Here is a 14861-nt window from a genome sequence, read left to right as displayed (position 1 = left end):
GGGGTATTTTCATATTGTGATACAACAGACTTTCACTTGATCAATCGCCAGGTGAACGGATATCTGTATGGGAAACCTTCGTTGGCTTTGACCCCTGCAATGATCGTCAGGACCAGTGCGGCGATCGCCAACAAACCAAACAGGAAGAAACCAATGATCAGCAGCATGAGCAGGAAGCAGATCATTGAGGCTATCGCCACCGTGATCTGAAAATTCAACGCCTCTTTGCCCTGTGCATCGATAAAAGGGTCTTTCTCGCGCTTCATCTGCCATAGGATCAACGGCCCGATCAGATTGCCGAACGGAATCCAGATCCCCAGCAAGGCGGACAGGTGACAGAACATTGCCCACTGGCGAACCTCCTGGCTCGGTTTGGGCAGCAACTCTTGCTCGTCACTCATCATGTCCTCCTTGTGGTCGAAAACCTCAGTCGGCCAGTGCAGCCTTCTGCAGTTCGAAGATCTCGGTCATGCCTTTCTTCGCCAGTTCCAGCATGGCGTTCAAGTCTTCAGGCTGGAACGGCGCGCCTTCAGCAGTGCCCTGCACTTCGATGAAACCGCCGGTGCTGGTCATCACTACGTTCAGGTCGGTTTCAGCAGCGGAATCTTCAAGATAGTCCAGATCCAGCACCGGCTCGCCCTGGTACATGCCCACCGAGACTGCACCGATCATCTGCTTGAGCGGGTCACCGCCTTTCAGGCCGCCGCGCTTCTTGATCACTTTCAGGGCATCGACCAGCGCAACCATGGCGCCGGTGATGGACGCGGTGCGAGTACCGCCATCGGCCTGGATCACGTCGCAATCGACATACAGGGTCACGTCGCCAAGCTTGGACATATCCAGCGCCGCGCGCAGGGAGCGGCCGATCAGACGCTGGATTTCCAGAGTACGACCGCCCTGCTTGCCACGGCTGGCCTCACGCTGGTTACGCTCACCGGTGGCGCGCGGCAGCATGCCGTACTCGGCAGTCAACCAGCCCTGGCCCTGGCCTTTGAGGAAGCGCGGCACGCCATTTTCGACGCTGACGGTGCAGATGACTTTGGTATCACCGAATTCGACCAGTACGGATCCCTCGGCGTGTTTGGTGTAGTTGCGGGTGATGCGGATCGAGCGGAGCTGATCGGCAGCGCGACCACTTGGACGTTTCATAGGGATACCTGTACTGAGGACGGAAAACTGCCGAGCATTATAGAGCCCTGCACCGCGAGTGGGCACTGGTTAAAACCGCCGGCCGACGACCGAAGCCCCTCAAGCGCGCATAACCGACGGGCTGCAGCGCTTTGTCACATCGTGTGTTTGGGCGCATTCGCCGCACTGCGCTACAATCCTGCGCCTTTGCTGCCAGTCGGCTTAAATTCATTGAAATCGCGCCTGCGAAACAGCGTTTCGCGCCGATCTGCATTGCGAGGTCACCGCCATGGTGCACAGCATGACCGCCTTCGCCCGCGTCGAGAAAGCCGGCGTTCAGGGCACCCTGAGCTGGGAACTGCGCTCGGTCAACAGCCGCTATCTGGAACCGCACCTGCGCTTGCCCGAATCGTTCCGCGACCTCGAAGGCGCCGTGCGTGAAGCACTGCGTCAGGGCCTGTCGCGAGGCAAACTGGAGTGCACGCTGCGCTTCACCGAAGAAAGCACCGGCAAACCGCTGCAAGTGGACCGCGAGCGCGCCGCGCAACTGGTGGCCGCTGCGGAAACCGTTGCCGGGCTGATCAAGAATCCGGCTGCGCTGAATCCGCTGGAAGTGCTGGCCTGGCCCGGCGTGCTGGTGGCCGATGCGACCGACCCGCAAGCGCTAAATGCCGAAGCGCTGGCGCTGTTCAATCAGGGTTTGAAAGATCTGAAGGCTGGCCGCGAGCGCGAAGGCGCGGAGCTGGCGCGCTTGATCAATGACCGCCTGACGTCCATCGAAGAAGACGTTGTGACCCTGCGCGAACTGGTGCCGCAGATGCTCGCCACCCAGCGCCAGAAAGTCCTCGATCGCTTCGCCGACATGAAGGCCGAGCTCGACCCGCAGCGCCTGGAACAGGAAATGGTCATCCTCGCGCAAAAAAGCGACGTGGCCGAAGAACTGGATCGCCTGAGCACCCACATCATCGAAGTTCGCCGGGTGCTCAAGTCCGGTGGTGCCGCCGGGCGGCGTTTGGACTTCCTGATGCAGGAGCTCAACCGCGAAGCCAACACACTGGGCTCCAAAGCCTTCGACCCGCGCAGCACCCAGGCCGCCGTCAACCTCAAGGTGTTGATCGAGCAGATGCGCGAACAAGTGCAGAATATTGAGTAAGGCTACCCTGACATGACCCAACATACCGGCACCCTGTACATCATTTCCGCGCCATCGGGCGCGGGCAAGAGCAGTCTGGTCAAGGCGTTGACCGACGCCGACCCGGAGATCCGCGTTTCGGTCTCGCACACCACCCGCGCCATGCGCCCGGGCGAAGTGGATGGCGTGAACTACCATTTCGTGACCCGCGAAGAATTCGTGAAAATGGGCGAACACGGCGACTTTCTTGAACGCGCCGAGGTCTTCGGCAACTTCTACGGCACCTCGCAAAGCCGCCTGCAACAGACCCTGGACGAAGGTCACGACCTGATTCTGGAAATCGACTGGCAAGGCGCCGAGCAAGTGCGCAAGCTGATGCCGCAAGCGCGCTCGATCTTCATCCTGCCGCCATCGCTGCAGGCCCTGCACCAGCGCCTGACCAATCGTGGCCAGGACAGCGACGAGATCATCGACGGCCGCATGCGCGAAGCGGTCAGCGAGATGAGCCATTACGTCGATTACGATTACCTGATCATCAACGACGATTTCGCCCACGCGCTGGACGATCTGAAAGCGATTTTCCGCGCCAATCAGCTGCAACAGAAACGCCAGCAAGTGCGTTTCGGCAAATTGCTGGCTGAATTGCTCGACTAAAACAGCACTTCCCAAAATGCCTGCAAGCGCTTTACATTGGTGCTTGCAGCGCGTTGAAGGGTCTGGTCAAAAAATCAGCGCTTCCCTAATCGCTGGTGATTTTTTAAACTGCTCAGTCCGCTCGCCCAACCGGGCAGCGCGCATATTGCATTCGCTCCGAGGAATACCATGGCCCGCGTAACCGTTGAAGACTGCCTAGAACACGTGGAAAACCGCTTTGAGCTGGTCATGCTCTCTACCAAGCGTGCCCGTCAACTGGCCACCGGCGGCAAAGAGCCATTGGTGCAGTGGGAAAACGACAAGCCGACCGTTGTCGCGCTGCGTGAAATTGCTGAAGGCCTGATGAGCTACGAGTTCATCGCCGAGCAGGAAATCGTCCAGGATGAACCGCTGTTCGCAGCGTTCGAGGACGAGTCGAACGAGGCCGTCTAAGCCTATGCCTGGTCGACGTAGCACGGCGCGGGGTCACAGCTTTCGGCAGGAATCATCATGCCGAGCATAGACGCCCTCGCCGATCGCTTATCGACCTACCTCGGCAACGACCAGGTCAACCTGGTCCGCCGAGCGTATTTCTACGCCGAACAAGCCCATGACGGTCAACGCCGTCGCAGCGGCGAGGCGTATGTCACGCATCCTCTTGCCGTGGCCAATATTCTTGCCGACATGCACATGGACCATCAGAGCCTGATGGCCGCGATGCTGCATGACGTGATCGAAGACACCGGTATCGCCAAGGAAGCGCTGCAAGCGCAGTTTGGTGAAACCGTGGCCGAACTGGTCGACGGGGTCAGCAAACTGACCCAGATGAATTTCGAGACCAAGGCCGAAGCGCAGGCGGAAAACTTCCAGAAAATGGCCATGGCCATGGCGCGCGACATCCGGGTGATCCTGGTCAAGCTCGCCGACCGTCTGCACAACATGCGCACGCTGGAAGTGCTGTCCGGCGAAAAACGCCGGCGTATCGCCAAGGAAACCCTCGAGATCTACGCACCCATCGCCAACCGGCTGGGCATGCACGCGATCCGCATCGAATTCGAAGACCTCGGCTTCAAGGCCATGCACCCGATGCGTTCCGCGCGGATCTACCAGGCGGTCAAGCGCGCCCGGGGCAACCGCAAGGAAATCGTCAACAAGATCGAAGAGTCCCTCGGTCACTGCCTCGCCATCGACGGCATCCAGGGCGAAGTCAGCGGTCGCCAGAAACACCTCTACGGCATCTACAAGAAAATGCGCGGCAAGCGTCGGGCCTTCAACGAAATCATGGACGTTTACGCGTTCCGGATCATCGTCGACAAGGTCGATACCTGCTACCGCGTATTGGGTGCTGTGCATAATTTGTACAAACCGTTGCCAGGGCGCTTCAAGGATTACATCGCGATCCCCAAGGCCAACGGCTATCAGTCGCTGCACACCACGTTGTTCGGCATGCACGGTGTACCGATCGAGATCCAGATCCGCACCCGCGAAATGGAAGAAATGGCCAACAACGGCATCGCCGCCCATTGGCTATACAAATCCAGCGGTGACGAGCAACCGAAAGGCACGCACGCCCGCGCTCGCCAGTGGGTCAAAGGCGTGCTGGAAATGCAGCAACGCGCCGGCAACTCGCTGGAATTCATAGAAAGCGTGAAGATCGACCTGTTCCCGGACGAGGTTTACGTGTTCACGCCCAAAGGCCGGATCATGGAGCTGCCAAAAGGCTCCACGGCGGTCGACTTTGCCTACGCAGTGCACACCGATGTCGGCAACAGCTGCATCGCCTGCCGCATCAATCGTCGTCTCGCGCCGCTGTCCGAACCGCTGCAAAGCGGCTCCACGGTCGAGATCGTCAGCGCTCCCGGCGCCCGGCCGAACCCGGCATGGCTCAACTTCGTCGTTACCGGCAAGGCGCGTACGCACATTCGTCATGCGCTGAAGCTGCAGCGCCGCTCCGAGTCCATCAGCCTCGGCGAACGCCTGCTGAACAAGGTGCTCAACGGTTTCGATAGCGCGCTGGAAAAGATTCCGGCGGAACGCGTCAAGGCGATGCTCACCGAGTACCGCCTCGAACTGATCGAAGACCTGCTCGAAGACATCGGCCTGGGCAACCGTATGGCGTACGTGGTCGCCCGTCGCCTGCTTGGCGAAGGCGAGCAGCTGCCGAGTCCGGAAGGTCCGCTGGCGATTCGCGGTACCGAAGGCCTGGTGCTCAGCTACGCCAAATGCTGCACGCCGATCCCGGGCGACCCGATTGTCGGGCACCTGTCGGCGGGCAAAGGCATGGTCGTGCACCTGGATAACTGCCGCAACATCAGCGAAATCAGGCACAACCCGGAAAAATGCATCCAGCTCTCGTGGGCCAAGGATGTCACCGGCGAATTCAACGTCGAGTTGCGCGTCGAGCTGGAACACCAGCGCGGCCTGATCGCCCTGCTGGCCAGCAGCGTCAACGCGGCCGACGGCAATATCGAGAAAATCAGCATGGACGAACGCGATGGTCGCATCAGCGTCGTGCAGTTGGTGGTCAGCGTCCACGACCGTGTGCACCTGGCCCGCGTGATCAAGAAACTGCGCGCCTTGACCGGGGTGATCCGCATCACCCGCATGCGCGCATAACCTGCCTATTACAAGGAGTCCTACATGACCAAAACCGTCATCACCAGCGACAAGGCCCCGGCCGCCATCGGTACTTACTCCCAGGCGATCAAGGCAGGCAACACCGTTTACATGTCGGGCCAGATTCCTCTGGACCCAAAAACCATGGAACTGGTTGAGGGCTTCGAAACCCAGACCGTCCAGGTCTTCGAGAACCTCAAAGCCGTGGCCGAAGCCGCCGGCGGTTCGTTCAAGGACATCGTCAAACTGAACATCTTCCTCACCGACCTGAGCCACTTCGCCAAGGTCAACGAGATCATGGGCAAGTACTTCGACCAGCCATACCCTGCCCGCGCCGCCATTGGCGTGGCCGCCCTGCCGAAGGGTGCGCAGGTTGAAATGGATGCCATTCTGGTCATCGAGTGATGCGCACGGCGCGGCCTTCACGCCGCGCCGACTGCTGCAAGAAAAGGTTTTGAAAGGATTTCACCATGCGCAAAGCGCTAGCTCTCTCGCTGCTCGCCCTGTTTCTCGGCGGCTGCGCCAGCGACCCTGCCGACCGTGACATCAGCGGCACCTGGATCAACCAGGTGGCGATCGATGCCGCCGCCAAGGGCGGCCCCCTGCGTGAAGCGCTGCAGGCCTACGGCCCGAATCTGGAATGGGACGTCAACACCAAGGCCGGTCAGGCCCGCTACACCAACGGTTTTGAGAACGTCGAAGGACGGCTGCTGGGCGAAGAGTCCGGCGCCTGGAAAGTCGACTTCTATGGCAGCTCCGCCAGCGAACTGAAACGCGACGGCGGGCGCCTGCAACAAGCTGCCAGCGACAACGAACCCGAACAAGTCTTCGATCGCGCACAGATCCCCGTGCCGGAAGGCGCGCCAATCGGTGCCAGCTTCGAACGCGCGCTCTACTCAGCATACCTGGGCGGCAACTGGATCATCGCCAGTGGCCAGGGTGAAGGCGGCACCGTGCAGTTCCAGGCCGACGGCCAGGTGACCGGCCTGCCGGGCGTTGACCGTTATGCCTTGTGTCTGGCCGGCGATTGCGCGTCCATGAGCAATGGCAACGACAGCATGTGGCTGCAACTCAATGGCCAGGGCAATAACTGGATCTTTGTGCGCAAGGGCAAGGAGCTGGAGATTTTGCAAGCAGTCAACGCTGCGCTGGCGGATGAGCAACCGCAGTTTGCCGCGGGTGAGCGCAAGTGGTTGCTGGAAAAACAGTAACCTGCTTCCGAAACCTCAGAAGATCAAATGTGGGAGCGAGCCTGCTCGCGAACGCGGTGGGTCAGTCGAACTGATAATGACTGACATACCGCATTCGCGAGCAGGCTCGCTCCCACAGTGGTTTTTGTGTTGCTGAAAATTCAGCACTTACCTTCAAGAATCGCTGCGTAGCCTTCACGATAGCTGGGATACTTCGGCACCCACCCCAACGCTTTCGCCCGCGCATTGCTGCAACGCTTGCTGCCGGTGCGCCGCACACTGGCGTCGTCCGCCCATTCAGTCACACCCAGGTACTCGCGCAACCAGCCCACCACCTCGGCCAATGGCGCTGGCGCGTCATCCACACCGATATAGAGCTCGTCCAGCTTGACGCCCTCGCGGTCTTTTTCCAGCAAGAACGCCAGCAGCCCCGCTGCATCATCGGCATGAATACGATTGCCATACAGCGGTGGCTCCGTAGCCACGCGATAGCCGCGACGCACCTGAGTCAGCAGCCACTCGCGGCCCGGGCCGTAAATGCCGGTCAGGCGCAGCACGCTTGCCGGGATGCCGCTATTGAGCGCGACCTGCTCGGCTTCGAGCATCAAGCGACCTGAATATCCGGCCGCGACCGTCTCGGAGGTCTCATCCACCCATGTTCCATCCTGCTGGCCGTACACGCTGCTGCTCGACACGAAGATCAGCCGCTCGGGCACTTGCCCATAGTCACCCAGCCAGCTCAGCACATTCTGCAAACCCTGCACGTAGGCCTTGCGATAGCCCTCTTCGTCGTGATCGGTGGCCGCGGCGCAATACACCAGATAATCGACAGCGCCTACCGGCCAGGTCGCCGGACACTCTTCGCCGAACAGGTCGCCGGCGACGCCGATGACACCCTCCGGCAGCTTGGAAACGTCGCGGCGCAGGCCATGAACTTGCCAGCCAGCCGCCAGCAATTGCGTGGCCAGACGACTGCCGACATCACCACAACCGGCAATCAAAACAGAAGGCGCGGACATCAGAAAACTCCCATCAGAAAGGCACAGACTAGCTCTGGCACAGGACGAACGGCTAGCAATGAAGGAAAAAAGTTACTCTATTACTTTTGTTAACAAGAATTACTTGCAATAATGCACGCCACTTTTGTTCTCGGCCTCACGAGGCCTGGAAGAGCAACAACGTTTTTCTATCTCAGGTCCGGCCAGCATGACACGTAATCAAACTCCCGCTTCGCCAACCACTCGACCTCGCGCCTGGAGCGCCGTCGCGGCTCTGTTGCTCAGCCTGATGCTGGCACCGACCGCCGCCTTCGCCGACGCTCAAGCACCCGCCACCCCAGCCGCCACCGAGCAGAGCGCACCCGCTGCCGCTCCGGCTGCACCAGCCGCCACCGATCCGGTGCAGGCTGTCGACGCCGCTGACGCACCTGAAGCCCTCGAAGCCGACAACACCTTGGGCATGGCCCACGACCTTTCGCCGTGGGGTATGTACCAGAACGCCGACATCATCGTGAAAATCGTGATGATCGGTCTGGCCATCGCTTCGATCATCACCTGGACTATCTGGATCGCCAAAGGCTTCGAGCTGATGGGCGCCAAGCGTCGTCTGCGTGGCGAAATCGCTGCACTGAAAAAAGCCACCACCCTTAAAGAAGCAAGTGCCACGGCTGGCAAGGAAGGCACCCTCGCCAACCTGCTGGTGCATGACGCGCTCGAAGAGATGCGCCTGTCGGTCAACAGCCGCGAGAAAGAAGGCATCAAGGAGCGTGTCAGCTTCCGCCTCGAGCGCCTCGTTGCTGCCTGCGGTCGCAACATGAGCAGCGGCACCGGCGTCCTCGCCACCATCGGTTCCACCGCACCGTTCGTAGGTCTGTTCGGTACCGTGTGGGGCATCATGAACTCCTTCATCGGCATCGCCAAAACCCAGACGACCAACCTTGCAGTTGTCGCACCGGGTATCGCTGAAGCGCTGCTGGCCACTGCACTGGGTCTGGTTGCGGCGATTCCTGCGGTGGTGATCTACAACGTCTTCGCCCGTTCCATCGCCGGTTACAAGGCGCAGGTCTCCGATGCCTCGGCAGAAGTCCTGCTGCTGGTCAGCCGCGATCTCGACCACCAGCCTGAGCGCAGCTCGCAGCCGCACATGGTTAAAGTGGGGTAATCGGCCATGGGCCTGCATTTGAAAGAAGGCGCAGACGACGATCTGGCCGAGAACCACGAAATCAACGTCACGCCGTTCATCGACGTGATGCTGGTGCTGTTGATCATCTTCATGGTGGCCGCGCCGTTGGCCACTGTGGACATCAAAGTCGACCTGCCGGCCTCGACCGCCAAACCGGCGCCGCGGCCAGAGAAACCGGTGTTCCTCAGTGTGAAAGCGGACCAGCGCCTGTTCCTCGGTGACGACGAAGTGAAAGCCGAAACCCTCGGCGCCACCCTCGACGCCAAGACCCAAGGCAAGAAAGACACCACCATCTTCTTCCAGGCCGACAAAGGCGTGGATTACGGCGACCTGATGAGCGTGATGGACAGCCTGCGCGCCGCCGGTTACCTGAAGGTTGGTCTGGTCGGACTTGAGACGGCAGCCAAGAAATGATCACGACGCGCCATAAGCTGACGCGTTACAGCGGTAGCCTGGCCGTGGTGCTGGGCGTGCACGCGCTGGCCATCGCGCTGGCGCTGAACTGGACCGCCCGCCCGCCCATCGAATTGCCGCCGCAGGCAATGATGGTCGAGCTGGCCCCGTTGCCTGCCCCGCCACCGCCGGTTCCGCCGAAAGTCGTCACACCGCCGCAGCCACCGGCTCCGGTTGAAGAGTTGCCGATCCCGAAACTGGCTGAAGCACCAAAAGCGGAAATCGCGGTACCGAAACCCAAGCCGAAGCCCAAGCCAAAACCGCCGAAGCCGGTCGAGAAAAAGCTGCCCGAGCCGCCGAAGGAGAAACCTTCCGAGGAGAAACCGGCCGATACCCAGCCGACCCAGGCACCGACGGAGAAATCCGCCCAGCCTGCACCAGGTCCGTCGCCGGCTCAGTTGGCGGCCAAGGCCAGTTGGCAAGGCACTCTGCTCGCGCATCTGCAGAAGTACAAGAAGTACCCGCAGAGTGCGCAGTCGCGGGGCAAGGAAGGTTTGAATCGTCTGCGCTTCGTGGTTGATGGCGAAGGTAATGTGCTGTCGTTCGAACTGGTGGGCCGCTCTGGCAACGCTGATCTGGACCGGGCCACCCTGGACATGATCCGCCGCGCGCAACCGCTGCCCAAGCCTCCGGCCGACATGCTCAACAACGGCTCGATCGAAATTGTTGCGCCGTTTGTTTATTCGCTGGAACGCCGCCGCTAAGAAGCACCGCAATACCTGTGGGAGCTGGCTTGCCAGCGATAGCGGTGTGTCAGAGAAGGATTTATTAGCTGACCCACCGCAATCGCTGGCAAGCCAGCTCCCACAAGGTTCTCCGCCAGCCGAGAGAACCAAGCCAAGAGGCACCGAAAGGTGCCTTTTGCATATCTGCCAGCGGCAAACCGACCTCGACCGGTGTCGCACTCAGCCCGCAGTCTGATAACGTGCGTCTATCGATTGCAGCCGGTATGCTTGGCGCGCATCTTCATGGACGCTTGCTATGACCCTCACAGAATTACGCTACATCGTTACCCTCGCCCAAGAGCAGCATTTCGGCCATGCCGCCGAGCGTTGCCACGTCAGTCAGCCGACGCTGTCGGTGGGCGTGAAAAAACTTGAAGACGAACTCGGTGTGCTGATTTTCGAGCGCAGCAAAAGCGCCGTGCGCCTGACCCCGGTCGGCGAAGGCATCGTCGCCCAGGCGCAGAAAGTCCTGGAACAAGCCCAGGGCATCCGCGAACTGGCCCAGGCCGGCAAGAACCAGCTGACCGCACCGCTGAAAGTCGGCGCCATCTACACCGTCGGCCCATACCTGTTCCCGCATCTGATTCCACAACTGCACCGGGTCGCCCCGCAGATGCCGTTGTACATCGAAGAAAACTTTACCCACGTGCTGCGCGACAAACTGCGTAACGGCGAGCTCGACGCGATCATCATCGCCCTGCCGTTCAATGAAGCCGACGTGCTGACCCTGCCGCTTTACGACGAGCCGTTCTACGTCCTGATGCCGGCCCAGCACCCGTGGACCAAGAAAGAATCCATCGACGCCGGCCTGCTCAACGACAAGAGCCTGCTGCTGCTCGGTGAAGGCCACTGTTTCCGCGATCAGGTGCTCGAAGCCTGCCCGACCCTGACCAAGGGCAATGACGGCGCCAAGCACACCACGGTGGAATCCAGCTCGCTGGAAACCATTCGCCACATGGTCGCGTCCGGCCTGGGCATCTCGATCCTGCCGCTGTCGGCGGTGGACAGCCATCACTACGCCCCCGGCGTGATCGAAGTGCGCCCACTGACCGCGCCGGTGCCGTTCCGCACCGTGGCGATCGCCTGGCGCGCCAGCTTCCCACGGCCGAAAGCCATCGAGATCCTCGCCGACTCCATTCGCCTGTGCTCGGTGGCCAAGCCAGCGGCGCCGGTTACGGCCGGTTAAGCGCGCGTCATGACGGAGCTGTCGCAAGTGTCGGTGACGGCACTCAAGGGTGTCGGCGAAGCCATGGCCGAGAAACTGGCCAAGGTCGGCCTCGAGAATCTGCAGGACGTGCTCTTCCACTTGCCGCTGCGTTATCAGGATCGCACCCGCGTGGTGCCGATCGGCGCATTGCGACCGGGGCAGGACGCCGTGGTCGAAGGCACCGTCAGCGGTGCCGACGTGGTCATGGGTCGCCGCCGCAGTCTGGTCGTGCGCTTGCAGGACGGCACCGGCGGGCTGAGCCTGCGCTTCTACCATTTCAGCAACGCGCAGAAGGAAGGGCTCAAGCGTGGCACGCGGGTTCGCTGCTACGGCGAAGCCCGGCCCGGCGCCTCAGGCCTGGAAATCTACCACCCCGAATACCGCGCCATCACCGGCGACGAACCGCCGCCAGTGGATGAAACCCTGACCCCGGTCTACCCGCTCACCGAAGGCCTGACCCAGCAGCGCCTGCGCCAGTTGTGCATGCAGACCTTGACGCTGCTCAAGCCGAGCACCCTGCCGGACTGGCTGCCGACCGAACTGGCCCGCGACTACCAACTGGCGCCGCTGGCCGACGCGATCCGTTACCTGCACAACCCGCCCGCCGATGCCGATGTCGATGAACTCGCCCTCGGCCATCACTGGGCGCAGCATCGTCTCGCTTTCGAAGAACTGCTGACGCACCAACTTTCACAGCAACGTCTGCGCGAAAGCATGCGTTCCTTGCGCGCCCCAGCGATGCCGAAAGCGAAAAAGCTGCCGCCGAAATACCTGGCCAACCTCGGTTTCAACCCGACCGGTGCTCAGCAGCGAGTCGGCAACGAAATCGCCTACGACCTCAGTCAGCACGAACCGATGTTACGCCTGATTCAGGGTGACGTTGGCGCGGGGAAGACCGTGGTTGCCGCCCTCGCCGCACTGCAAGCGCTGGAGGCCGGTTATCAGGTTGCATTGATGGCGCCGACCGAGATCCTCGCCGAACAACACTTCATCACCTTCAAGCGCTGGCTCGAACCGCTGGGCATTGAAGTCGCGTGGCTGGCCGGCAAGCTCAAAGGCAAAAACCGCGTCGCCGCGCTGGAGCAGATCGCCAGCGGCACACCAATGGTGGTCGGCACCCACGCGCTGTTCCAGGACGAAGTGCAGTTCAAGAACCTCGCACTGGTGATCATCGACGAACAGCACCGCTTCGGCGTGCAGCAGCGTCTGGCGCTGCGGCAGAAAGGCGTCGGCGGGCGCATGTGTCCGCATCAGTTGATCATGACCGCCACACCGATTCCACGCACGCTGGCAATGAGCGCCTACGCCGACCTCGACACCTCGATCCTCGATGAATTGCCGCCCGGGCGAACGCCGGTCAACACCGTGCTGGTCACCGACACCCGCCGCGTCGAAGTCATCGAACGGGTGCGCAGCGCTTGCGCTGAAGGTCGTCAGGCCTATTGGGTGTGTACGCTGATTGAAGAATCGGAAGAGCTGACCTGCCAGGCCGCCGAAACCACGTTTGAAGACCTCACCGCCGCCCTCGGCGAATTGAAGGTCGGGCTGATTCACGGGCGCATGAAACCGGTAGAGAAAGCCGCCGTCATGGCCGAGTTCAAGGCCGGCAACCTGCAACTGCTGGTCGCCACTACAGTGATCGAAGTCGGCGTCGACGTGCCCAACGCCAGTCTGATGATCATCGAAAACCCTGAACGCCTTGGTCTCGCACAGTTGCACCAGTTGCGTGGTCGCGTCGGCCGGGGCAGCGCCGCCAGCCATTGCGTACTGCTCTACCATCCGCCGCTGTCGCAGATCGGTCGCCAGCGCCTGGGCATCATGCGCGAGACCAACGACGGTTTCGTCATCGCCGAAAAGGACCTCGAACTGCGCGGCCCCGGGGAAATGCTCGGCACCCGCCAGACCGGCCTGCTGCAATTCAAGGTCGCCGACCTGATGCGCGACGCCGATTTATTGCCCGCCGTGCGCGATGCAGCCCAGGCTTTGCTGGAGCGCTGGCCGACCCACGTCAGCCCATTGCTTGACCGTTGGCTGCGGCATGGGCAGCAATACGGCCAAGTGTGAGCACCGTCGCAGTTTGTGCAGGATCGTTCCTACAGAGCTGGTTATACTCCTGCCATTGTTTCAAAAACGGATACAGACCATGACCGAAGCTGCTCTCGTCCCCGAATCTCCGCAAGCTCCGTCTGTTATTCGGCTGCTGCTCAACAAGCTGGGCGTTGCCTACGAAGAAGTGCTCGACCACCACGGCCTCAATGCCTCGCGCAAAGTGCAGGCCGTGTTGCTGGACGACGCCGTGGGCGCGTTGATGGTGCTGTTTCCACAGAGCCAGTTGCTGGATCTCAATCGCCTCGCCGAACTCACTGGTCGCCGACTCACAGCCGTGTCCACCGAACGCCTGGAAAAGATGCTCGGCAAACACAATCTGAGCCTGCTCCCAGGCCTGCCGGCGCTAACCAGTTCGCCGTGCCTCTACGAAGAAAGCCTGCTGCGCGAGCCGAAGCTGCTGATCAACTCCGGCGAGCCGGGCCTGCTGCTGGAAATCAGCAGCGAAGACTTCAAATCGATGCTGACCAAGGCCAGCGCCGCCAACTTCGGCGAAGCCCTGAGCAGCATCCGCCCGAACCTCGACCGCCCGGACGATGACCGCGAGGAAATCACCCAGGCCGTGCAGGCGTTCACCGCACGCCGCATTCAGCAGCGTCTGGAAGCGACCATCGAGATTCCGCCGCTGGCCGAAACCGCGCAAAAAATCATCAAGCTGCGCGTTGACCCCAATGCCACCATCGACGACATCACCGGCGTGGTTGAAACCGACCCGGCGCTGGCCGCGCAAGTGGTGAGCTGGGCGGCGTCGCCGTACTACGCCTCGCCGGGCAAGATTCGTTCGGTGGAAGACGCGATCGTCCGCGTGCTGGGCTTCGATCTGGTGATCAACCTCGCGCTGGGCCTGGCCCTCGGCAAGACCCTGAGCCTGCCCAAAGACCACCCGCAACACACCACGCCGTACTGGCAGCAGTCGATCTACACCGCCGCCGTCATCGAAGGCCTGACCCGCGCCATGCCGCGCGCCCAGCGCCCGGAAGCCGGCCTGACGTATCTGGCCGGTCTGCTGCATAACTTCGGTTACCTGCTGCTGGCCCACGTGTTCCCGCCGCACTTCTCGCTGATCTGCCGCCACCTGGAGGTCAACCCGCACCTGTGCCACAGCTACATCGAGCAACACCTGCTCGGTATCAGCCGTGAACAGATCGGCTCGTGGCTGATGCGCTACTGGGACATGCCGGATGAACTGGCCACCGCCCTGCGCTTCCAGCACGACCCAAGCTACGACGGCGCCTACGCCGAATACCCGAACCTCGTCTGCCTGGCCGTACGCCTGCTACGCAGCCGCGGGATTGGCTCCGGGCCGGATGAAGATATTCCGGATGCCCTGCTTGAACGCGTCGGCCTGAGCCGTGACAAAGCCAACGATGTCGTCAGCAAAGTGCTTGAGGCTGAAGTGCTGCTGCGTGAACTGGCTTCGCAGTTCAGCCAGGCATAAACAATCCGCTCTCACGAGATCATTTCAAATCGGTGAGAGCGGGCTTTCATCA

15 protein-coding genes are annotated in these 14861 nt (G+C 61.4%); 12 read left to right on the top strand and 3 right to left on the bottom strand.

Features of this window, described 5'->3' with window-relative positions:
• Positions 1-32: 32 nt before the first annotated feature.
• Together ACZZ0K_RS24765 and rph are read right to left on the bottom strand one after the other, a co-directional pair.
• Positions 33-401 carry a DUF4870 domain-containing protein gene (locus ACZZ0K_RS24765; protein WP_016772541.1) on the bottom strand — a complete coding sequence of 123 codons (369 nt, stop codon included), beginning with the start codon at positions 399-401 and terminating at the stop codon, positions 33-35.
• Positions 402-426: 25 nt separating this feature from the next.
• Positions 427-1149: a ribonuclease PH gene (gene rph, locus ACZZ0K_RS24760; RefSeq protein ID WP_150742910.1), complete on the bottom strand. Its 723-nt coding sequence runs from the start codon at positions 1147-1149 to the stop codon at positions 427-429.
• Between the two features lie 268 nt (positions 1150-1417).
• Here rph and ACZZ0K_RS24755 point away from each other — a divergent pair, with 268 nt between their 5' ends.
• The 6 genes from ACZZ0K_RS24755 (at position 1418) to ACZZ0K_RS24730 (ending at position 6720) form a co-directional block, all read left to right on the top strand.
• Positions 1418-2281, top strand: coding sequence for a YicC/YloC family endoribonuclease (locus tag ACZZ0K_RS24755; protein ID WP_016770639.1), 864 nt, complete (start codon positions 1418-1420; stop codon positions 2279-2281).
• Between the two features lie 12 nt (positions 2282-2293).
• Positions 2294-2914: a guanylate kinase gene (gene gmk / locus ACZZ0K_RS24750; RefSeq protein ID WP_463559561.1), complete on the top strand. Its 621-nt coding sequence runs from the start codon at positions 2294-2296 to the stop codon at positions 2912-2914.
• Between the two features lie 168 nt (positions 2915-3082).
• Positions 3083-3346 (top strand): DNA-directed RNA polymerase subunit omega, encoded by a 264-nt coding sequence (gene rpoZ, locus ACZZ0K_RS24745; RefSeq protein WP_008030604.1) that lies wholly within the window; start codon positions 3083-3085, stop codon positions 3344-3346.
• A 57-nt stretch (positions 3347-3403) separates the two neighbouring features.
• Entirely contained in the window at positions 3404-5509 is a 2106-nt protein-coding gene (spoT, locus tag ACZZ0K_RS24740; protein WP_064589822.1) for a bifunctional GTP diphosphokinase/guanosine-3',5'-bis pyrophosphate 3'-pyrophosphohydrolase, read from the top strand.
• Between the two features lie 24 nt (positions 5510-5533).
• On the top strand, positions 5534-5914 hold the full coding sequence (locus tag ACZZ0K_RS24735; protein WP_150742909.1) for a RidA family protein: 381 nt from the start codon (positions 5534-5536) through the stop codon (positions 5912-5914).
• Positions 5915-5979: 65 nt separating this feature from the next.
• Positions 5980-6720: a hypothetical protein gene (locus ACZZ0K_RS24730; protein WP_016772538.1), complete on the top strand. Its 741-nt coding sequence runs from the start codon at positions 5980-5982 to the stop codon at positions 6718-6720.
• 140 nt (positions 6721-6860) lie between these two features.
• On the opposite strand, the gene ACZZ0K_RS24725 is transcribed toward ACZZ0K_RS24730, so the two are convergent.
• A complete protein-coding gene (locus ACZZ0K_RS24725) occupies positions 6861-7718 on the bottom strand; it encodes an SDR family oxidoreductase (protein WP_463559556.1) in 858 nt (285 codons plus the stop codon).
• 187 nt (positions 7719-7905) lie between these two features.
• On the opposite strand from ACZZ0K_RS24725, the gene exbB reads away from it, so the two are divergent.
• From exbB to ACZZ0K_RS24695, 6 genes are all read left to right on the top strand, one after another.
• Positions 7906-8859 (top strand): tonB-system energizer ExbB, encoded by a 954-nt coding sequence (exbB, locus tag ACZZ0K_RS24720; RefSeq protein WP_041476629.1) that lies wholly within the window; start codon positions 7906-7908, stop codon positions 8857-8859.
• A 6-nt stretch (positions 8860-8865) separates the two neighbouring features.
• Complete coding sequence (gene exbD / locus ACZZ0K_RS24715; RefSeq protein WP_016772535.1) at positions 8866-9294, top strand: TonB system transport protein ExbD; 429 nt, start codon at positions 8866-8868, stop codon at positions 9292-9294.
• Complete coding sequence (locus ACZZ0K_RS24710) at positions 9291-10037, top strand: energy transducer TonB family protein (protein WP_252882868.1); 747 nt, start codon at positions 9291-9293, stop codon at positions 10035-10037. The genes exbD and ACZZ0K_RS24710 overlap by 4 nt, the downstream gene beginning before the upstream one ends.
• A gap of 277 nt (positions 10038-10314) precedes the next feature.
• Complete coding sequence (locus ACZZ0K_RS24705; RefSeq protein WP_024014805.1) at positions 10315-11244, top strand: hydrogen peroxide-inducible genes activator; 930 nt, start codon at positions 10315-10317, stop codon at positions 11242-11244.
• A gap of 9 nt (positions 11245-11253) precedes the next feature.
• On the top strand, positions 11254-13329 hold the full coding sequence (recG, locus tag ACZZ0K_RS24700; RefSeq protein ID WP_056790822.1) for an ATP-dependent DNA helicase RecG: 2076 nt from the start codon (positions 11254-11256) through the stop codon (positions 13327-13329).
• A 79-nt stretch (positions 13330-13408) separates the two neighbouring features.
• A complete protein-coding gene (locus ACZZ0K_RS24695) occupies positions 13409-14809 on the top strand; it encodes an aminoacyl-tRNA deacylase and HDOD domain-containing protein (protein WP_041476626.1) in 1401 nt (466 codons plus the stop codon).
• The last annotated feature ends 52 nt before the right edge of the window (positions 14810-14861 follow it).

The organism is Pseudomonas sp. AC255 (assembly GCF_979258175.1).
Note: the sequence above shows the minus strand (reverse complement) of the source record. Positions and strands in the feature narration are given on the sequence as shown.